This window comes from Enterobacter cloacae complex sp. IR5459, from assembly GCF_049238005.1.
Classification (GTDB): domain Bacteria; phylum Pseudomonadota; class Gammaproteobacteria; order Enterobacterales; family Enterobacteriaceae; genus Enterobacter; species Enterobacter hormaechei_C.
Genome location: NZ_JBMKIG010000007.1, coordinates 45889 through 66338 on the forward strand (window position 1 = coordinate 45889; position 20450 = coordinate 66338).

The window sequence follows — 20450 nt, forward strand, 5'->3', positions numbered from 1 at the left end:
CGAGTTGCCATTTGGACAATGGTGATTTCCCTGGTGGAAATCACCCTGTATTAACGGGAATTACTTACCAATGCAGAAGCTCGAGAAAATCCGTCCAAGCAGATCGTCCGACGTAAACTCCCCGGTGATCTCGCTCAGGTTCTGTTGCGCCAGACGCAGCTCTTCCGCCAGCAGTTCACCGGCCCACGCGCCGATCAGCTGGGCTTTACCCTGCTCAAGGTGGCGAGCCGCCTCTTCCAGCGCCTGCAAGTGACGACGACGCGCCAGGAAGCCACCCTCCATGCTGGTGTCGAACCCCATGCTCTGTTTGAGATGGCTACGCAGGGCTTCCACGCCTTCACCGGTACGGGCCGACAGGCGAATAAGTGAGTGACCATTCACATCGCTGATGCCCAGCGTTTCGCCGGTAACGTCGGCCTTGTTGCGCACCACGGTGATCGGCAGTTTAGCCGGGAGACGGGCGATAAAGTCTGGCCAGATTTCAGCCGGGTCAACGGCGTCGGTTGTGGTGCCGTCCACCATAAACAGCACGCGGTCGGCCTGCTCGATCTCCTGCCAGGCGCGTTCGATACCGATACGCTCGACTTCATCGCTCGCATCGCGCAGGCCAGCGGTGTCGATGATGTGCAGCGGCATTCCGTCGATGTGGATATGCTCGCGCAGCACGTCGCGGGTGGTGCCGGCTATGTCGGTGACGATCGCCGCTTCACGGCCCGCCAGGGCGTTCAGCAGGCTCGATTTCCCGGCGTTGGGGCGTCCGGCAATGACCACCTTCATGCCTTCACGCAGCAGGCTGCCCTGGCGCGCTTCGGCGCGGACGGCATCGAGATCGTTCATCACCTGGTTGAGCTGAGCTTCAATTTTACCGTCTGAGAGGAAGTCGATCTCCTCGTCCGGGAAGTCGATAGCCGCTTCGACATAGATTCGCAGGTGAGTAAGTGCTTCCACAAGGTGATTCACGCGTGCGGAAAACGCGCCCTGCAACGAGTTCAGCGCGGAGCGGGCCGCCTGTTCGGAGCTGGCGTCGATCAGATCAGCAATCGCCTCGGCCTGCGCCAGGTCGAGCTTATCGTTGAGGAAAGCACGCTCGGAGAACTCACCCGGCTTCGCAATGCGCAGGCCAGGCAGGGTCAGAATACGTTTTAACAGCAGGTCGAGGATCACCGGGCCGCCGTGGCCCTGAAGTTCCAGCACATCTTCGCCGGTAAAGGAGTTTGGGCCGGGGAACCACAGCGCGATGCCCTGGTCCAGCGGTGTGCCGTCAGCATCTTTAAACGGCAGATAATCAGCGTAGCGCGGCTTTGGCAGTTTACCCAGCACCGCTTCGGCCACCTCACGCGCCTTCAGGCCGGAGATACGCAGAATGCCTACACCACCGCGTCCCGGTGGGGTTGCCTGGGCGACGATAGTGTCGTTATGGCTCATGGTTGCTCTCGTTCAATACAAATAAAAAAGGCGGTCAATCGACCGCCCTTATTTTAGCGTTAAGTTACCGAATCAGGACTTTTTCTTTTCGCGGCTATGCAGGCCACGTTTTTCCAGACCACGGTAAATCAGCTGCTGCTGGATGATGGTCACTAGGTTGCTGACGATATAGTACAGCACCAGACCTGACGGGAACCACAGGAAGAACACGGTGAAGATGACCGGCATAAAGGTCATGATCTTCTGCTGCATCGGGTCGGTCACGGTGGTCGGAGACATCTTCTGAATGAAGAACATCGTCACGCCCATCAGGATCGGCAGGATGTAGTACGGGTCCTGTGCGGACAGGTCATGGATCCACAGGGCGAACGGCGCGTGGCGCAGCTCAACGGAACCCATCAGCATGTAGTACAGCGCAAGGAAGATTGGCATCTGAATCAGCAGCGGGAAGCAACCACCCAGTGGGTTCACTTTCTCTGCTTTATACAGGGCCATCATCTCCTGGCTCTGACGCTGTTTGTCATCGCCCAGACGCTCACGCATAGCCTGAATCTTCGGCTGTAGCATACGCATCTTCGCCATGGAGGTGTACTGCGCTTTAGTCAGCGGGTACATGATGCCACGAACGATAAAGGTGATAACGATGATGGAGAAGCCCCAGTTACCCAGGAAGCTGTGGATGAACTTCAGCAGCTTAAACAGCGGCTGAGAGATGAACCACAACCAACCGTAATCCACGGTCAGATCCAGGTGCGGCGCAACGGCAGCCATTTTGTCCTGGATTTCCGGGCCGACCCACAGGGTGCTTGCCAGTTTACCGGTTTGACCCGGCTGCACCAGAACCGGCTGAGATTTGTAGCCGATGGCTGCAATACCGTTGCCGAGGTTCGCGGTGTAGAAGTTGTTCGTACCGTCGTTATTCGGTACCCACGCCGTCGCGAAATACTGTTGCAGCATTGCGACCCAACCGCCTTTAGAGCTGACGTTCAGGTTTTCGTTATCGGCAATGGTGTCGAATTTGTATTTCTCGTACTTGGTATCTGGCGTGGAGTAAGCCGCGCCACGGAAGGTATGCAGCGCAAAGTTGCTGCTTCCGGTATCACGGTGAGACGGCAGATTGATGGACTGCTTCAGCTGACCAAAGGTAGAGATTTCCAGCGGTTTCGCACCGGCGTTCTGTACGCTGTAGCCCACGTTCACCGCATACTCACCGCGTTTCAGGGTGAAGGTTTTGGTGAAGGTGTTGCCTGCCGCGTCGGTGTAGGTCATCGGGATAACCAGTTCGTTCTGACCATCAGCCAGTACAAACGTGTCATTCTCGACGTTATACAGTGGACGCGCACCGTTAGCCGGATTATCCGGGCCATCACGACCGGTCAGGCCGCTCTGCGCCTGGTAGATAAATTCAGGCGTGGTTTCCAGTAACTGGAACGGTTCGGTAGACTTCAGTTCTTTCGGGTAGGTCAACAGCAGCGCCTGCTCAACATCACCACCACGGGTGTTGATAGTCAGCTCAAGCACATCGGTCTTAACCGTAATCTGTTTCCCCTGGCCACTGGCCGGTACGCCCTGGTCGGCGGCGCTACCCGCTGCGGTGGTCGTGGTCTGCGTGGTCTGCTGCTGGGGTTGAGGATTTTTATCCTGCTCCCATGCCTGCCAGATCATGAAAGACACGAACAACAAAGCGATGATAAGAAGATTGCGTTGCGAATCCATCGTTAGTGTTCTCTGGTATCAAAAGGTCCTGGAGGGACGGGGTCGTCTCCACCTGGGTGTAAAGGGTGGCATTTTAATACGCGTTTCACCGTCAACCAACTGCCTTTTATCACTCCAAACCTGCGCAATGCCTCAATTCCGTAGCTTGAGCATGTTGGCGTGAAACGGCAGTGTGGCCCGAGTAGCGGACTAATCAGGCGTTGATAGACCCGAATGAGGGCTATCAGGACCCGCGAGCCAGGCGACAGTGGCGGCGCCATAATTTTTCCAACGCTTCCGAGAGAGCACGGTTATCGAGGTCGGCAACCCCTTTTTTCGCCACCACCACGAAATCCATTGAAGGCAGTTCGTGCTGACGTAAACGGAAACTTTCACGCGTCAGACGTTTAATCCGGTTGCGTTCATGCGCACGCTTAACGTTTTTCTTGGCGACTGTGAGACCGATGCGGGGATGCCCCAGCGAATTTTGGCGGCCGAGGATGGTGATTTGCGGCGTGCCAGCCCGTTGTGGCTGCTGGAAGACGAAAGTGAAATGAGTGGGAGTTAACAAACGTAACTCCCTGGGAAATGCGAGCTTAACCACTCAGGGGTTAGCTTTATTACTTGGAAACGGTCAGACGAGCGCGGCCTTTAGCACGACGACGTGCCAGAACCTGACGACCATTTTTAGTAGCCATACGAGCACGGAAGCCGTGAGAACGGTTGCGCTTCAGTACAGACGGTTGAAAAGTGCGTTTCATGGCGATTTCTACCTAAACTTGAATAAATTCACTGACTTTTGCGTATACCCGAACGAGATTCGAACGACTAACGCCTCAGCGTGGGTGATTAAAGAGGCCGGATTGTAATAATTGTACACTCCGGAGTCAATTCTCTTTCCTTATTTCCCGCGTATTTCCGCACGATTTCGCGTGGAAAATGAGCAACGGACGACGCAGGAAGATGAGCATCACGCGCCGGGTCGAGGATTATACGGGCTCGCCAACAAAGCGCAAGGATCGTCCCGGATCTTCGTTAGATCATTTAAGCCAAAAATTGTCTGTGCTCATTAAATTTTCCAATATGCGGCCTAAATCGCGAGGCACTCGCGTCAGGATCGTTTACACTTACCCGATTCCGGATCTTCCTGTGGATAAATCGGGAAGAATCTGTGAGAAACAGAAGATCTCTGGCTCAGTTTAGGCTATGATCCGCGGTCCCGATCGGGATCCAGCGATCCTGGTCGGGCATAAACACAACATCGTTCAGGCTGTATCAACGATAGCGTGTATAACCGCAGATAGCGGTTCGCACATCACCCTGATGGGGTCATGTCGATGTGCGCCAACAATCATGAATATTCAATAGTTTTCTTTTATTGTTCGAGTGGAGTCCGCCGTGTCACTTTCGCTTTGGCAGCAGTGTCTTGCCCGATTGCAGGATGAGTTACCAGCCACAGAATTCAGTATGTGGATCCGCCCGTTGCAGGCGGAACTGAGCGATAACACGCTGGCTTTGTATGCGCCAAACCGTTTCGTGCTCGATTGGGTAAGGGATAAATACCTTAATAACATCAATGGACTGCTGAACGATTTCTGCGGGTCAGATGCCCCACAGCTGCGTTTTGAAGTGGGCACAAAGCCGGTCACCCAAACCGTTCGTGAAGTTGTCAATGTGGCAGCCCCTGCACAGGCGGCGCCCGCTCCAGCGCCTCGCGTTGCACCGGCTCGTCAGGGTTGGGATAACGTTCCGGCCCCCGCTGAGCCTACCTACCGCTCTAACGTTAACGTGAAACACACGTTCGATAACTTCGTTGAAGGTAAGTCGAACCAGCTGGCGCGCGCGGCGGCTCGCCAGGTTGCCGATAACCCCGGTGGCGCTTACAACCCGCTGTTCCTGTATGGCGGCACGGGTCTCGGTAAAACGCACCTGTTGCATGCGGTGGGCAACGGCATTATGGCGCGTAAGCCCAATGCCAAAGTAGTGTATATGCACTCCGAACGCTTCGTTCAGGACATGGTAAAAGCCCTGCAAAACAATGCGATCGAAGAGTTTAAACGCTACTACCGTTCCGTTGATGCGCTGCTGATCGATGACATTCAGTTCTTTGCCAATAAAGAACGATCGCAGGAAGAGTTTTTCCATACCTTTAACGCCCTGCTGGAAGGCAATCAGCAGATCATTCTGACCTCGGATCGTTATCCAAAAGAGATCAACGGCGTTGAAGATCGTCTCAAATCCCGCTTCGGCTGGGGCCTGACCGTGGCGATCGAGCCGCCGGAACTGGAAACCCGCGTCGCGATCCTGATGAAAAAAGCCGACGAGAACGACATTCGCCTGCCGGGTGAAGTGGCGTTCTTTATTGCCAAGCGCTTGCGTTCCAACGTGCGTGAGCTGGAAGGGGCGCTGAACCGCGTTATCGCTAACGCCAACTTCACCGGTCGTGCGATCACCATCGATTTTGTGCGTGAAGCGCTGCGCGATTTATTGGCTTTGCAGGAAAAACTGGTCACTATCGACAATATTCAGAAGACGGTGGCTGAGTACTACAAGATCAAAGTGGCAGATTTACTGTCTAAACGTCGTTCCCGCTCGGTGGCGCGTCCGCGTCAGATGGCGATGGCGCTGGCAAAAGAGCTCACCAACCACAGCCTGCCGGAAATCGGTGATGCGTTTGGTGGCCGTGACCATACGACCGTGCTGCACGCCTGTCGCAAGATCGAGCAGCTACGCGAAGAAAGCCACGACATAAAAGAAGATTTTTCCAATTTAATCAGAACATTATCATCGTGACGCTATGAAATTTACCGTTGAACGTGAACATTTATTAAAACCGCTGCAACAGGTGAGTGGCCCATTAGGCGGCCGCCCTACGCTGCCTATTCTTGGAAACCTGCTGCTTCAGGTCGCGGACGGTACGCTGTCGCTGACCGGCACAGATCTGGAAATGGAAATGATCGCGCGCGTTACGCTGACTCAGCCGCACGACGCGGGCGCGACCACGGTTCCGGCACGTAAATTCTTTGATATTTGCCGTGGGCTGCCGGAAGGCGCTGAAATCGCCGTGCAGCTGGAGGGCGACCGCATGCTGGTGCGCTCTGGCCGCAGCCGTTTCTCCCTCTCCACGCTGCCCGCTGCGGACTTCCCGAACCTGGATGACTGGCAGAGCGAAGTTGAATTTACCCTGCCGCAGGCGACGATGAAGCGTCTGATTGAAGCCACGCAGTTCTCCATGGCGCATCAGGACGTTCGTTACTACTTAAACGGCATGCTGTTCGAAACCGAAGGTGAAGAGCTGCGTACCGTGGCGACCGACGGTCACCGTCTGGCGGTCTGTTCCATGCCGATTGGCGATTCACTGCCAAACCATTCGGTGATCGTACCGCGTAAAGGCGTAATTGAACTGATGCGCATGCTCGACGGCGGCGATACCCCACTGCGCGTGCAGATTGGCAGCAACAATATTCGTGCCCACGTGGGCGATTTTGTCTTCACATCGAAGCTGGTAGACGGTCGTTTCCCGGATTATCGCCGCGTATTGCCGAAGAATCCGGACAAAACGCTGGAGGCGGGTTGCGACATCCTCAAGCAGGCGTTTGCGCGTGCCGCTATTCTCTCGAACGAGAAATTCCGCGGCGTACGTCTGTACGTGAGTGAAAACCAGATCAAAATCACCGCCAACAACCCGGAGCAGGAAGAGGCAGAAGAGATACTGGACGTCACCTACGCCGGGGCTGAGATGGAAATCGGCTTCAACGTCAGCTACGTGCTGGATGTGCTGAATGCACTGAAATGCGAGAACGTTCGCATCCTGCTGACTGACTCCGTTTCGAGCGTACAGATTGAAGATGCCGCATCACAGTCGGCTGCTTATGTTGTCATGCCAATGAGACTGTAATGTCGCTCACCCGTCTGTTGATCCGCGACTTTCGCAATATCGAAAGCGCGGATCTCGCTTTATCCCCTGGCTTTAACTTCCTGGTTGGCGCGAACGGCAGCGGCAAAACCAGCGTGCTGGAAGCCATCTATACGCTCGGCCACGGCCGGGCGTTTCGCAGTTTGCAGATTGGTCGCGTGATTCGCCACGAACAGGATGCGTTTGTGCTGCATGGGCGTTTGCAGGGCGCAGAGCGGGAAACCGCCATCGGCCTGACCAAAGACAAGCAGGGCGACAGCAAGGTGCGCATCGACGGCACCGATGGCCACAAGGTGGCGGAGCTGGCGCTGCTGATGCCGATGCAGCTGATTACGCCCGAGGGGTTTACTTTACTCAACGGCGGCCCCAAATACAGAAGAGCGTTCCTCGACTGGGGATGCTTTCACAATGAAGCCGGTTTCTTTAACGCCTGGAGCAACCTGAAGCGTCTGCTTAAACAGCGTAACGCCGCATTGCGCCAGGTCACGCGCTACGCCCAGCTGCGTCCGTGGGACATGGAACTCATCCCTCTAGCGGAACAAATCAGCCGCTGGCGTGCCGAATACAGCGCAGGTATCGCCGAAGACATGGCCGACACCTGCAAACAGTTTTTACCCGAGTTCTCTCTCACCTTTTCTTTCCAGCGCGGCTGGGAGAAAGAGACGGATTATGCCGAGGTGTTAGAGAGAAGCTTCGAGCGCGACCGCATGCTGACCTACACCGCGCACGGCCCGCACAAGGCGGACTTCCGCATTCGTGCCGACGGTGCGCCGGTGGAAGACACGCTGTCGCGCGGGCAGCTGAAGCTCCTGATGTGTGCGCTGCGCCTGGCGCAGGGGGAGTTCCTCACCCGCGAAAGTGGGCGACGCTGCCTGTACCTGATAGATGATTTTGCCTCGGAACTTGACGACGCGCGGCGCGGGCTGCTTGCCAGCCGCCTGAAAGCCACGCAGTCGCAGGTTTTCGTCAGCGCCATTAGCGCTGAACACGTTATGGACATGTCGGACGAAAATTCGAAGATGTTTACCGTGGAAAAGGGTAAAATAACGGATTAACCCAAGTTGAAATGAGCGAGAAACGTTGATGTCGAATTCTTATGACTCCTCCAGTATCAAAGTCCTGAAAGGGCTGGATGCGGTGCGTAAGCGCCCGGGTATGTATATCGGCGACACGGATGACGGCACCGGTCTGCACCACATGGTATTCGAGGTGGTAGATAACGCTATCGACGAAGCGCTCGCGGGTCACTGTAAAGACATCGTGGTCACGATCCATGCGGACAACTCCGTGTCCGTTACCGATGACGGTCGTGGCATCCCAACCGGTATTCACCCGGAAGAGGGCGTATCTGCTGCGGAAGTGATCATGACCGTTCTGCACGCAGGCGGTAAGTTCGATGATAACTCCTATAAAGTTTCCGGCGGTCTGCACGGCGTAGGCGTATCCGTAGTAAACGCCCTGTCGCAGAAGCTGGAGCTGGTTATCCAGCGCGAAGGCAAAATTCACCGTCAGATCTACCAGCACGGCGTGCCTGAAGCGCCGCTGGCCGTCACGGGTGATACCGAGAAAACCGGTACCATGGTGCGTTTCTGGCCGAGCCTTGAAACCTTCACCAACGTCACCGAATTCGAGTACGACATTCTGGCGAAACGCCTGCGTGAACTGTCGTTCCTGAACTCCGGCGTGTCGATTCGTCTGCGCGACAAACGCGACAACAAAGAAGACCACTTCCATTACGAAGGTGGTATCAAGGCGTTCGTTGAGTATCTGAACAAGAACAAAACGCCAATTCACCCGAATATCTTCTACTTCTCTACTGAAAAAGACGGTATCGGCGTAGAAGTGGCCTTGCAGTGGAACGACGGTTTCCAGGAAAACATTTACTGCTTCACCAACAACATTCCACAGCGCGACGGCGGTACGCACCTTGCGGGCTTCCGCGCGGCGATGACTCGTACCCTGAACGCTTACATGGACAAAGAAGGCTACAGCAAAAAAGCGAAAGTCAGCGCCACCGGTGACGATGCCCGTGAAGGCCTGATTGCCGTGGTCTCCGTGAAGGTGCCGGATCCGAAGTTCTCCTCACAGACCAAAGACAAGCTGGTCTCTTCTGAGGTGAAATCGGCGGTTGAACAGCAGATGAACGAACTGCTGAGCGAATACCTGCTGGAAAACCCGTCCGACGCGAAAATCGTGGTGGGTAAAATTATCGATGCGGCGCGTGCCCGTGAAGCGGCGCGTAAAGCGCGTGAAATGACCCGTCGTAAAGGCGCGCTGGACCTGGCAGGCCTGCCGGGCAAACTGGCTGACTGTCAGGAACGCGACCCGGCGCTGTCTGAACTGTACCTTGTGGAAGGGGACTCCGCGGGCGGTTCTGCAAAGCAGGGCCGTAACCGCAAGAACCAGGCGATTCTGCCGCTGAAGGGTAAAATCCTCAACGTTGAGAAAGCGCGCTTCGACAAGATGCTTTCTTCTCAGGAAGTGGCGACGCTCATCACCGCGCTCGGCTGCGGCATTGGTCGCGACGAGTACAACCCGGACAAACTGCGTTATCACAGCATCATCATCATGACCGATGCGGACGTCGACGGCTCGCACATCCGTACGCTGCTGCTGACCTTCTTCTATCGTCAGATGCCGGAAATCGTTGAGCGCGGCCACGTCTACATTGCGCAGCCACCGCTGTACAAGGTGAAAAAAGGCAAGCAGGAACAGTACATTAAAGATGACGACGCGATGGATCAGTACCAAATCGCGATCGCCCTTGATGGTGCGACCCTGCACGCAAACTCCAGCGCGCCAGCGCTGGCCGGTGAGCCGCTGGAGCGTCTGGTCTCCGAGTTCAACGCCACGCAGAAAATGATTGGCCGTATGGAGCGTCGCTATCCGAAAGCGCTGCTGAAAGAGCTGATTTACCAGCCGACCCTGACCGAAGCCGATCTGAGCAACGAGCAGACCGTCACCCGCTGGGTGAACACCCTGGTGAGCGAGCTGAACGAGAAAGAGCAGCACGGCAGCCAGTGGAAGTTCGACGTTCAGCAGAACGCTGAGCAGCAGTTCGAGCCGATCGTCCGCGTGCGTACCCACGGCGTCGATACCGACTACCCGCTGGAGCACGAGTTTGTTACCGGTCCGGAATACCGCCGTATCTGCACCCTGGGCGAGAAGCTGCGCGGTCTGATCGAAGACGATGCGTTCATCGAACGTGGCGAGCGCCGTCAGCCGGTGGCAAGCTTCGAGCAGGCGCTGGAATGGCTGGTGAAAGAGTCCCGTCGCGGCCTCTCTATTCAGCGTTATAAAGGTCTGGGCGAAATGAACCCGGATCAGCTGTGGGAAACCACCATGGATCCGGAAAGCCGCCGCATGCTGCGCGTTACCGTTAAAGACGCGATTGCAGCGGATCAGCTGTTCACGACCCTGATGGGCGATGCGGTTGAACCACGTCGCGCCTTCATCGAAGAGAACGCCCTGAAGGCGGCGAATATCGATATTTAATCGTCGCTTTACGACAACATAACTGGCCGCGCTTTAGCGCGGCTTTTTTATGGACGCAGGAAACTCCAGCGACATCACTGCCGGTAAACGTTTGACCAGCATATCTATGGCAATTCTTACCCTTAGCGGCAGGTGTGGCGTCTGCTGCCAGACGGCATGAACGTCGAAGCGTACATCCGGGGCCTGCTTAAAGAGCGGGACAAGATTTCCCTGATGAATTTCTTTGATGACCATCCAGCAGGGTAACCATGCAATACCGTGGCCGGCCAGCGCCGCGTCGCAGATCGCCTGCAAATCATCCATATTGAGGGATGAGCGGGGAATAAACGTGCGCGACGTGCCATCGTAATCCATCAGCTGCCAGGGTAAGACTCTGCCCGCACGCGTGTAGTTAATGGCCGTATACTGGCGTAAATCATCAACGCTTTGCGGCTGGCCATTCTTAATCAGATAATCCGGCGCGGCACACAGAACCATTCGGTGCACCCCCAGCCTTCTGGCGACCAGCACGGCGCTGTCAGCCAGGGTGCCATTGCGCACCGCCATATCAAACCCTTCTTCCACAAGATCCACGATGCGGTCGCTAAAGGACATTTCAAGCTCAAGCCCGGGATGCTCCTGCGCCAGCTCTATTAGCAGCGGGGCGATACACTGGCGACCAAACAGCACCGGCATGGCAACACGCAGCCGACCGCTGACCTGATGTTTTCCGGTTTCAAGCTGCGATTCAGCGCCACGGATCTCTTCCAGCGCGCGCAGGCAGCGTTCATAAAAAAGCGCGCCGTTATCGGTCAGCCTCTGGCTGCGGGTGGTCCGATGAAACAGACGAACCCCCAGCCTCTCTTCAAGACGAGCAATGCTTTTTCCTACCGCCGAGCGCGACAAATGCAGACGGACGGCGGCCTGGGCAAAACTTCCTGCCTCAACGGAGGCAACGAAAACGGGAATATCTTTCAGCGTATCGGTCATGGATGAATTGTATCAATTTGGTCATCAATGAAGGGAAAACTTATCGCCACTGGTGACGCTGAGTCAACGGTAGACTGTCAGAACTGAAAATCATCTGATGACAGGAGAAAAAAATGACAGCAACAATGCAACGCTGGTCAATGGATGCCCTTGGTCGTGAAAGCCTCAGGCTCGTTCAGGAGCCTGTTCCACAGCCAGGCCCGGGAGAGGTCCGCGTACGGGTTAATGCCGTTGCGCTCAACTACCGGGATAAAATGGTGATTGAAGGCACGATGCCGATTCCGCTTTCCTTCCCGTTTACCCCAGCATCTGACATGGCAGGCGTGGTGGACAGCATCGGTGAAGGCGTTACGCGTTTCAAACCCGGCGCACGCGTCATCTCAACCTTCTTCCCGGAATGGATCGACGGCAAGCCGCAGGCAGACGCGCGCGATTTGCCCTATAAAACGTCCGGTGGATACTTCCAGGGCATGCTGGCCGAATATGTGATTGTGAGTGAAAACGCGCTGGTGGCGTCCCCGGAAAGCCTGGATGACGCTGAGGCCAGTACGCTTCCTTGCGCGGGGCTTACCGCATGGTTCGCGCTGGTGGAGCGCGGTCATTTACGCGCCGGGCAATCGGTGCTGGTACAAGGGACGGGCGGAGTGGCGCTATTCGCTTTGCAGATAGCAAAAGCGCACGGCGCAGAGGTGTTTGTCTCCTCGGGAAGTGATGAAAAACTGGCGCGGGCCAAAAAGCTGGGGGCCAGCCAGGGCATCAACCGACTGAAAGGCGACTGGGCTGAAAATACGCTGGCACTGACGCAGGATCGCGGCATCGACCATATTATCGAAACCGTGGGTGGGGAGAACCTGAGACATTCCCTGCGCGCCGTTGCCGTTCATGGGCGGATATCGGTCATTGGCGTGCTGGCCGGGACAGAAATTTCTCTGCCTGCAAGCGAGCTGTTGCTGAAATCCCCCGTCATTCAGGGGATTGGGGTTGGACACCGCCGGGCGCTGGAAGATTTTGTCCGTGCTGTTGATGTCACGGAGTTAAAACCGGTGATTGAGCATCGCTACCGTTTTGACGAGCTGGAACAGGCGCTTGAGCATCTGGATCGCGGTGCGTTTGGCAAAATCGTTCTCACCCGCGAGTGAGTTCCCGTTCCCGGGATAAACGTAAAAGGGGCTTTTTGTTGCGCAAGGTAGCTCTATTTTTGTGTGCTTAATCGCGTTAGCATGAGGTAGCACTCATTTATCCCGGGGACCCCATGGCCATCAAACTCATTGCAATCGATATGGACGGCACGCTGCTGCTGCCAGACCACACTATCTCTCCTGCCGTTAAAAATGCGATCGCCGCCGCACGCGAAAAAGGCGTAAACGTGGTGCTCACCACCGGACGCCCGTATGCCGGGGTGCACAGTTACCTGAAAGAGCTGCACATGAACCAGCCTGGTGATTACTGCATCACCTATAACGGCGCGCTGGTGCAAAAGGCAGCCGATGGCAGCACGGTGGCGCAAACGGCACTGAGCTATGATGACTACCGGTTCCTGGAAAAACTCTCCCGCGACGTGGGCTCTCACTTCCACGCGCTAGATCGCAATACGCTTTACACCGCCAACCGCGATATCAGCTACTACACGGTGCACGAGTCCTACGTTGCAACCATTCCACTGGTGTTCTGTGAAGCGGAGAAAATGGATCCGGCGACACAGTTCCTGAAAGTGATGATGATTGATGAACCTGCGGTTCTCGACAAAGCCATTTCACGCATTCCGGCTGAGGTAAAAGAGAAATACACCGTACTGAAAAGTGCGCCGTACTTCCTCGAAATCCTCGATAAACGCGTCAATAAAGGCACGGGCGTCAAATCGCTTGCCGATGCGCTGGGCATCAAGCCTGAGGAGATCATGGCGCTGGGCGACCAGGAAAACGATATTGCGATGATCGAATATGCAGGCATGGGCGTGGCGATGGATAACGCCATCCCGTCGGTAAAAGAAGTGGCGAACTTCGTGACCAAATCTAACCTGGAAGACGGCGTTGCCTGGGCGATCGAGAAATTTGTCCTCTCCTAGCAGCTGTCTGTAATCATCAGCCTCGGTTATCTACCGGGGCTTTTTTTGGCCCTGAATTTATCGAATTGTTCTTTTTGTGATCTTGATTGTAGTACAACATTAATTGATTGTACTACATTGTCACCACGGCAAAGACGAAAGGCCTCACGTTTGTACTGCAAAAGTGAGGCGAAATTCAGCGGTCGCGGTAAAGTAGTGATGGACTTACAGAGCACAAGGACTCTCCATGACACTCAATAAAACCGATCGCATTGTCATCACGCTGGGCACTCAGATTGTGGGTGGCAAATACGTTCCCGGTTCGCCGCTGCCAGCAGAGGCGGAACTGTGCGAGGAGTTTGAAACCTCGCGCAACATCATCCGGGAAGTGTTCCGCTCGCTGATGGCGAAGCGGCTGATTGAAATGAAGCGCTATCGCGGCGCGTTTGTGGCGCCGCGTAACCAGTGGAACTACCTCGATACCGATGTTCTGCAATGGGTACTGGAAAACGACTACGACCCACGGCTTATCGGCGCGATGAGCGAAGTCCGAAATCTGGTGGAACCGGCCATTGCCCGCTGGGCGGCTGAGCGCGCAACGTCAGGTGACCTGGCACAGATTGAGTCGGCTTTAAACGACATGATCGCCAATAACCAGAATCGGGAGGCGTTCAACGAGGCGGACATTCGCTACCACGAGGCGGTATTGCAGTCGGTGCATAACCCGGTGTTACAGCAGCTTAGCGTGGCGATCAGCTCGCTACAGCGAGCAGTATTTGAACGTACCTGGATGGGCGATGAGGCCAACATGCCGAAAACGCTTCAGGAACATAAAGCGCTGTTCGATGCGATACGGCATCAGGACGGCGATGCGGCAGAGCAGGCGGCGCTGACCATGATCGCCAGCTCGACACGAAGGTTGAAGGAAATCACATGACATCACGCTACATCGCAATTGACTGGGGATCGACCAATCTGCGCGCCTGGCTCTACCAGGGTGAGCAGTGCCTGGAACGCAGGCAATCAGAAGCAGGTGTGACGCGCCTGAACGGTAAATCCCCAGCAGCGGTGTTAGCAGAGGTGACACAAAACTGGCGCGACGGTACTACGCCAGTGGTGATGGCCGGAATGGTCGGCAGTAACGTAGGCTGGAAGGTTGCGCCTTATCTGTCGGTTCCGGTGCATTTCACTGCCGTTGGCGAACAGTTAACGTCCGTTGGCGACAATGTCTGGATTATCCCCGGTTTATGCGTCTCTCGCGACGATAACCATAACGTGATGCGCGGTGAAGAGACGCAACTGCTCGGGGCGCGCACGCTTTCTCCTTCTTCTGTCTACGTCATGCCCGGGACGCACTGCAAATGGGTCCAGGCGGATGCTGAGCAAATTCATGACTTTCGCACCGTAATGACCGGCGAATTGCACCACTTGCTGCTTAAGCATTCGCTGGTGGGGGCCGGTTTGCCGGAGCAGACCCCTTCGCCGGAAGCGTTTGCCGCCGGGCTTGAGCGCGGGATCGCATCCCCTGCCGTTTTGCCGCAACTTTTTGAGGTTCGCGCCTCGCACGTGCTGGGAAATCTTCCGCGCGAACAGGTCAGCGAATTTCTGTCCGGCCTGCTGATTGGCGCAGAGGTCGCCACCCTGAGCGACGCGTTCGCCGGGCAGCAGGCCATCACGCTCGTCGCGGGTTCATCGCTGACGTCTCGTTACCGCCAGGCGTTCCACGCTATCGGACGGGATGTTGCTGCGGTGGAAGGCGACACGGCATTTCAGGCAGGCATAAGGAGCATCGCTCATGCAGTGGCAAACTGAACTTCCCCTGATCGCGATTTTGCGCGGTATCACGCCCGGTGAGGCCTTAGCGCACGTTGGCGCGGTGATCGACGCCGGGTTCGACGCGGTGGAAATCCCGCTCAACTCCCCGGAGTGGGAAAAAAGCATTCCGGCAATTGTGAAGGCGTTTGGTGATAAGGCGCTGATTGGCGCTGGCACCGTATTACAGCCGGAGCAGGTGGATGAACTGGCGAAGATGGGCTGCAAGCTTATCGTCACACCGAATATCAACCCCGAGGTGATCCGCCGGGCGGTGGAGTACGGCATGACCGTTTGCCCGGGTTGCGCCACGGCTACAGAAGCCTTTGCCGCCCTCGATGCAGGCGCACAGTCTCTCAAAATTTTCCCGTCGTCGGCCTTTGGTCCGGATTACATCAAAGCGCTGAAAGCGGTCTTACCCGCCAGCGTGCCGGTCTTTGCCGTGGGCGGCGTCACGCCGGAAAACCTGGTGCAGTGGATAAAAGCGGGCTGTGTGGGCGCCGGGCTGGGCAGCGATCTCTATCGTGCCGGACAGCCCGTTGAGCGTACCGCACAGCAGGCGGCAGCATTTGTGAAAGCGTATCGAGAGGCAGTGCAATGAAAATAACCAAACTCACCACGTACCGTTTACCCCCGCGTTGGATGTTCCTGAAAATCGAAACCGACGAAGGCGTGGTTGGCTGGGGCGAGCCGGTGATTGAAGGCCGTGCGCGCACCGTTGAAGCCGCGGTTCACGAGCTGGGCGAATACCTGATTGGCCAGGATCCGGCGCGCATCAACGACCTGTGGCAGGTCATGTACCGGGCGGGATTTTACCGTGGCGGTCCGATCCTGATGAGCGCCATCGCCGGTATTGATCAGGCGCTGTGGGATATCAAAGGCAAAGTGCTGAATGCCCCGGTCTGGCAATTAATGGGCGGCCTGGTGCGCGACAAAATCAAAGCCTACAGCTGGGTGGGCGGTGACCGCCCTGCGGAAGTGATCGACGGTATCCGGCAACTGCGCAACATCGGTTTTGACACCTTCAAACTCAACGGCTGCGAAGAGATGGGCGTTATCGACAACTCGCGCGCGGTAGACCGGGCGGTGAACACCGTGGCGCAAATCCGCGAGGCTTTCGGCAACGAGATTGAGTTTGGCCTGGATTTCCACGGCCGCGTCAGCGCGCCAATGGCCAAAGTGCTGATTAAAGAGCTGGAGCCGTATCGCCCGCTGTTTATCGAAGAGCCGGTGCTGGCCGAGCAGGCGGAATACTATCCGAAACTGGCTGAACAGACGCACATTCCCATCGCGGCGGGTGAACGCATGTTCTCGCGCTTCGAGTTTAAACGCTTGCTGGAAGCGGGCGGCATTGCGATCCTGCAACCGGACCTCTCCCACGCGGGTGGCATCACCGAATGCTACAAAATTGCCGGAATGGCAGAAGCCTACGATGTGGCGCTGGCCCCGCACTGTCCGCTTGGGCCAATTGCGCTTGCGGCCTGTCTGCACGTCGACTTCGTCTCGCGCAATGCGGTGTTCCAGGAACAAAGCATGGGCATTCACTATAACAAGGGCGCGGAGCTGCTCGACTTTGTGAAAAACAAGGAAGACTTCAGCATGGAAGGCGGTTTCTTTAAACCGTTAACGAAGCCGGGCCTTGGCGTGGAGATCGACGAAGCCAAAGTCATTGAGCTGAGTAAAAGTGCGCCGGACTGGCGTAACCCACTGTGGCGTCATGAAGACGGTTCCGTAGCCGAGTGGTAAATGCGCGTCATACTTCGCGCTGGTGATGCGTTGGCTGCGTTTTCTTACCCCGGTCACATACTTTTGTATGCTCCCGGGGATGCGAAAACTTGCCGCCTTCCCCCAGCACGAATTATTTAGCGTATTCCGTTTACGTTTTTAATTAAAAAAACCAAATACACCCTCTGTAAATTACAGGGCATGGTGAGCGGCTTCGCTATGCCCAAAATCTGGAGACAGATTGCGATGGATATTCCAGTTACTGCTGCAAAAACCGGGCGTCGTCGTTACCTGACGCTGATCATGATCTTTATTACCGTGGTCATCTGTTATGTCGACCGCGCCAACCTTGCCGTGGCATCGGCTCATATTCAGGAAGAGTTTGGCATCACCAAAGCGGAAATGGGCTACGTCTTCTCGGCGTTTGCCTGGCTGTATACGCTCTGCCAGATCCCGGGCGGCTGGTTCCTTGACCGCGTGGGGTCGCGTCTGACCTACTTTATCGCTATTTTTGGCTGGTCCGTGGCGACCCTGTTCCAGGGCTTCGCCACCGGGCTGATGTCACTGATTGGCCTGCGCGCCATCACCGGGGTGTTTGAAGCGCCCGCGTTTCCGACCAACAACCGCATGGTGACCAGCTGGTTCCCGGAACACGAACGCGCTTCCGCTGTTGGTTTTTACACCTCCGGGCAGTTTGTTGGCCTGGCATTTCTGACGCCGCTGTTAATCTGGATCCAGGAGCTACTGAGCTGGCATTGGGTGTTCATCGTCACCGGCGGGATCGGCATTATCTGGTCGTTAATCTGGTTTAAGGTCTATCAGCCGCCGCGCCTGACCAAAAGCATCACCAAAGCCGAACTGGACTACATCCGCGACGGCGGTGGCCTGGTGGACGGCGATGCGCCCGTGAAAAAAGAGGCGCGCCAGCCGCTGACCAGAGCGGACTGGAAGCTGGTCTTCCACCGTAAGCTGGTGGGCGTTTATCTGGGTCAGTTCGCGGTGACTTCCACGCTGTGGTTCTTCCTCACCTGGTTCCCGAACTATCTGACCCAGGAAAAAGGGATTACCGCGCTGAAGGCGGGCTTTATGACCACCGTACCCTTCCTTGCGGCGTTTTTCGGCGTCCTGCTCTCGGGCTGGCTGGCGGACAAACTGGTGAAAAAAGGCTTCTCACTGGGCGTTGCGCGTAAAACGCCTATTATCTGCGGCCTACTGATCTCTACCTGCATCATGGGAGCGAACTACACCAACGATCCGGTGTGGATCATGACCTTGATGGCGGTAGCGTTCTTCGGGAACGGTTTTGCCTCCATCACCTGGTCGCTGGTGTCGTCGCTGGCGCCGATGCGTCTGATTGGCCTGACCGGCGGCGTGTTTAACTTCGTTGGCGGCCTGGGCGGGATCACCGTGCCGCTGGTCATCGGTTACCTGGCGCAGGACTACGGCTTTGGTCCGGCGCTGGTGTATATCTCTGCCGTGGCGCTGATCGGGGCGCTCTCCTACATCCTGCTGGTCGGCGACGTGAAACGAGTAGGCTAATCCCTTCGGATGTTTTACCCTGATGCGATAACCGCGCATCAGGGTATTTTCATGAAACAAATCACCTTCGCTTCCCGCAACCACCAGCTCACCAACATCAACACCTGGACGCCAGACAGCCAGTGGCTTGTCTATGATGTCCGCCCGTCCGGCGCGTCGTTTACCGGTGAAACCATTGAGCGGGTCAATGTTAGTACGGGCGAGGTTGAGGCGATCTACCGTGCGACTGACGGCGCGCATGTTGGCGTGGTAACCGTTCATCCGGCGCAGGACAAATATGTTTTTATCCACGGCCCGAAAAACCCGGATGCAGACTGGCAGTATGATTTTCACCATCGTCAGGGGGTGATTGCGCACAATGGTCAGGTGAGCAATCTTGATGCGATGGATATCACCGCGCCTTACACGGCAGGTGCGCTGCGTGGCGGCACCCACGTTCACGTTTTTAGCCCGAACGGGCAGTTCGTCAGCTTTACCTATAACGACCATGTGCTGCACGCGCGCGATCCGCAGCTGGATTTGCGTAACGTCGGGGTGGCGGCGCCTTTTGGCCCAGTAAACCCACAGGGGAACCATCCGCGGGAATATGCCGGCACCTTCTGGAGCGTACTGGTAAGCCGTACAACGCCGAACCCGAAACCGGGCAGCGATGAGATCAACCGCGCCTATGAAGAGGGCTGGGTGGGCAACGACAGGCTGGCGTTTATCGGCGATACGGTGTCTGCGAAAGGCGAGAAAGTGCCCGAACTGTTTATTGTCGATCTTCCCAAAGACGAGCAGGGCTGGAAACGAGCGGGCGATGCGCCGTTGCAGGGAACGCCGGATACAATGCCCGCGCCGCCTGCGGGCGTCATGCAACGCCGCCTTACCTTCACCCATCAGAAGGCGTATCCGGGGCTGGTGAACGTGCCGCGCCACTGGGTGCGCAGCAATCCACAGGGGACGCAGGTTGCGTTTTTAATGCGGGACGATAACGGCGTTGTGCAGCTGTGGCTTATCTCCCCTGAGGGCGGCGAGCCGCGCCAGCTGACCCACAGTGAAAGTGATATCCAGTCGGCTTTTAACTGGCATCCTTCTGGCCGCACACTTGGGTTTGTGCTCGAAAGCCGCATTGCCTGCTGCGATGCGCAGACCGGTGAGGTGACGTTTTTGACCTCCGATCATGGCAATCCGCCGTCTGCTGACGCTGTGGTGTTTTCCCCGGACGGACGATTTATTGCATGGATGGAAGCGAAGGACGGTTTCCGCCAGCTGTGGCTAACGGAAACCACACAGAATTAGCGTGGAGGCATCGCTGCGGGCGGGATGACGGAGTTGGTTGCCAGCGTCTCCTGCTCGCTTTTCTCAACGCGCGAACGCACTGAGCTGTCGGTGCGGAACATATCCCACGGCAGCAAAAGCGTATCGGCAACCGCCGTAAACGGCATATCAAGAATCGCCAGAGATTTGGTACCCCAGTTTGTCTCATCATCAGAGATCATTGCGGCACTGGCGCGCGTCCCCGGATATGTTCCTTCTTTACCGCCGGTGTGCGACATCACGCTCGAACACCCGCAAAGTAAAACAACCCCGCTGAACGTCGCCAGCTTAATCAGAACATTTCTCATCATCACTCAGTCATCATTAGTAGCACGGCATTGACCTGCAACTCAGGGTTATAGCGAGGCGCGTCCAAAATGGATAGCTCCAAACTCCCGCACTGTGGTCGCCATCGCAATTTAACCCTTTGTGCTGTGCCCCTGAGTCTATGCGACAACCAGCAAAGTGCAAAAAAATCTCACATCAACAGGCTTGAAAAGGCCGTATCCATACCCATTTTAAGAATGTAAC

19 protein-coding genes and 1 pseudogene are annotated in these 20450 nt (G+C 56.4%); 12 read left to right on the forward strand and 8 right to left on the reverse strand.

Annotation, left to right across the window (positions count from 1 at the left end; genetic code table 11):
• Positions 1-60: 60 nt before the first annotated feature.
• The 6 genes and pseudogenes from mnmE to ACOTX4_RS15470 form a co-directional block, all read right to left on the reverse strand.
• Complete coding sequence (mnmE, locus tag ACOTX4_RS15445; protein ID WP_015570136.1) at positions 61-1425, reverse strand: tRNA uridine-5-carboxymethylaminomethyl(34) synthesis GTPase MnmE; 1365 nt, start codon at positions 1423-1425, stop codon at positions 61-63.
• Between the two features lie 72 nt (positions 1426-1497).
• Complete coding sequence (yidC, locus tag ACOTX4_RS15450; RefSeq protein WP_003861138.1) at positions 1498-3141, reverse strand: membrane protein insertase YidC; 1644 nt, start codon at positions 3139-3141, stop codon at positions 1498-1500.
• 2 nt (positions 3142-3143) lie between these two features.
• Positions 3144-3401 (reverse strand): membrane protein insertion efficiency factor YidD, encoded by a 258-nt coding sequence (gene yidD, locus ACOTX4_RS15455; RefSeq protein ID WP_001307474.1) that lies wholly within the window; start codon positions 3399-3401, stop codon positions 3144-3146.
• Positions 3365-3724: a ribonuclease P protein component gene (gene rnpA / locus ACOTX4_RS15460; protein WP_003861126.1), complete on the reverse strand. Its 360-nt coding sequence runs from the start codon at positions 3722-3724 to the stop codon at positions 3365-3367. Before rnpA ends, yidD begins: the two co-directional genes overlap by 37 nt.
• Before the next feature lie 16 nt (positions 3725-3740).
• Positions 3741-3881, reverse strand: a complete 141-nt coding sequence (gene rpmH / locus ACOTX4_RS15465) for a 50S ribosomal protein L34 (protein WP_000831330.1) — start codon at positions 3879-3881, stop codon at positions 3741-3743.
• 228 nt (positions 3882-4109) lie between these two features.
• Positions 4110-4160, reverse strand: a pseudogene (locus ACOTX4_RS15470) (hypothetical protein); the annotation flags it as partial.
• A 358-nt stretch (positions 4161-4518) separates the two neighbouring features.
• Between ACOTX4_RS15470 and dnaA the strand changes: the two are divergent.
• The 4 genes from dnaA to gyrB are packed head-to-tail and all read left to right on the forward strand — an operon-like array spanning position 4519 to position 10531.
• Positions 4519-5913, forward strand: coding sequence for a chromosomal replication initiator protein DnaA (dnaA, locus tag ACOTX4_RS15475; protein ID WP_003861124.1), 1395 nt, complete (start codon positions 4519-4521; stop codon positions 5911-5913).
• 4 nt (positions 5914-5917) lie between these two features.
• Positions 5918-7018, forward strand: a complete 1101-nt coding sequence (gene dnaN, locus ACOTX4_RS15480; protein ID WP_003861122.1) for a DNA polymerase III subunit beta — start codon at positions 5918-5920, stop codon at positions 7016-7018.
• Positions 7018-8091: a DNA replication/repair protein RecF gene (gene recF, locus ACOTX4_RS15485; protein WP_022646527.1), complete on the forward strand. Its 1074-nt coding sequence runs from the start codon at positions 7018-7020 to the stop codon at positions 8089-8091. The genes dnaN and recF overlap by 1 nt, the downstream gene beginning before the upstream one ends.
• A 28-nt stretch (positions 8092-8119) precedes the next feature.
• Entirely contained in the window at positions 8120-10531 is a 2412-nt protein-coding gene (gyrB, locus tag ACOTX4_RS15490) for a DNA topoisomerase (ATP-hydrolyzing) subunit B (protein ID WP_003861119.1), read from the forward strand.
• 33 nt (positions 10532-10564) lie between these two features.
• On the opposite strand, the gene ACOTX4_RS15495 is transcribed toward gyrB, so the two are convergent.
• On the reverse strand, positions 10565-11500 hold the full coding sequence (locus ACOTX4_RS15495; protein ID WP_003861115.1) for a LysR family transcriptional regulator: 936 nt from the start codon (positions 11498-11500) through the stop codon (positions 10565-10567).
• 113 nt (positions 11501-11613) lie between these two features.
• Between ACOTX4_RS15495 and ACOTX4_RS15500 the strand changes: the two genes are divergently transcribed.
• From ACOTX4_RS15500 to ACOTX4_RS15535, 8 genes are all read left to right on the forward strand, one after another.
• Positions 11614-12639, forward strand: a complete 1026-nt coding sequence (locus tag ACOTX4_RS15500; protein WP_023323911.1) for a zinc-dependent alcohol dehydrogenase family protein — start codon at positions 11614-11616, stop codon at positions 12637-12639.
• Positions 12640-12752: 113 nt separating this feature from the next.
• Entirely contained in the window at positions 12753-13565 is an 813-nt protein-coding gene (gene yidA, locus ACOTX4_RS15505; protein WP_023295661.1) for a sugar-phosphatase, read from the forward strand.
• Between the two features lie 226 nt (positions 13566-13791).
• Positions 13792-14481: a D-galactonate utilization transcriptional regulator DgoR gene (gene dgoR, locus ACOTX4_RS15510; RefSeq protein WP_003861109.1), complete on the forward strand. Its 690-nt coding sequence runs from the start codon at positions 13792-13794 to the stop codon at positions 14479-14481.
• Entirely contained in the window at positions 14478-15356 is an 879-nt protein-coding gene (locus tag ACOTX4_RS15515) for a 2-dehydro-3-deoxygalactonokinase (RefSeq protein ID WP_022650086.1), read from the forward strand. The genes dgoR and ACOTX4_RS15515 overlap by 4 nt, the downstream gene beginning before the upstream one ends.
• Positions 15340-15957, forward strand: coding sequence for a 2-dehydro-3-deoxy-6-phosphogalactonate aldolase (locus tag ACOTX4_RS15520; RefSeq protein ID WP_003861105.1), 618 nt, complete (start codon positions 15340-15342; stop codon positions 15955-15957). Before ACOTX4_RS15515 ends, ACOTX4_RS15520 begins: the two co-directional genes overlap by 17 nt.
• Positions 15954-17102, forward strand: a complete 1149-nt coding sequence (dgoD, locus tag ACOTX4_RS15525; protein WP_063937977.1) for a galactonate dehydratase — start codon at positions 15954-15956, stop codon at positions 17100-17102. The genes ACOTX4_RS15520 and dgoD overlap by 4 nt, the downstream gene beginning before the upstream one ends.
• Positions 17103-17282: 180 nt before the next feature.
• On the forward strand, positions 17283-18620 hold the full coding sequence (locus tag ACOTX4_RS15530) for an MFS transporter (protein ID WP_015570129.1): 1338 nt from the start codon (positions 17283-17285) through the stop codon (positions 18618-18620).
• Between the two features lie 51 nt (positions 18621-18671).
• Positions 18672-19901 (forward strand): DUF3748 domain-containing protein, encoded by a 1230-nt coding sequence (locus tag ACOTX4_RS15535; protein WP_194303902.1) that lies wholly within the window; start codon positions 18672-18674, stop codon positions 19899-19901.
• Here ACOTX4_RS15535 and ACOTX4_RS15540 read toward each other — a convergent pair.
• Positions 19898-20230, reverse strand: a complete 333-nt coding sequence (locus ACOTX4_RS15540; protein WP_003861096.1) for a YceK/YidQ family lipoprotein — start codon at positions 20228-20230, stop codon at positions 19898-19900. The two genes, ACOTX4_RS15535 and ACOTX4_RS15540, sit on opposite strands and share 4 nt — an antisense overlap.
• Positions 20231-20450: the final 220 nt, after the last annotated feature.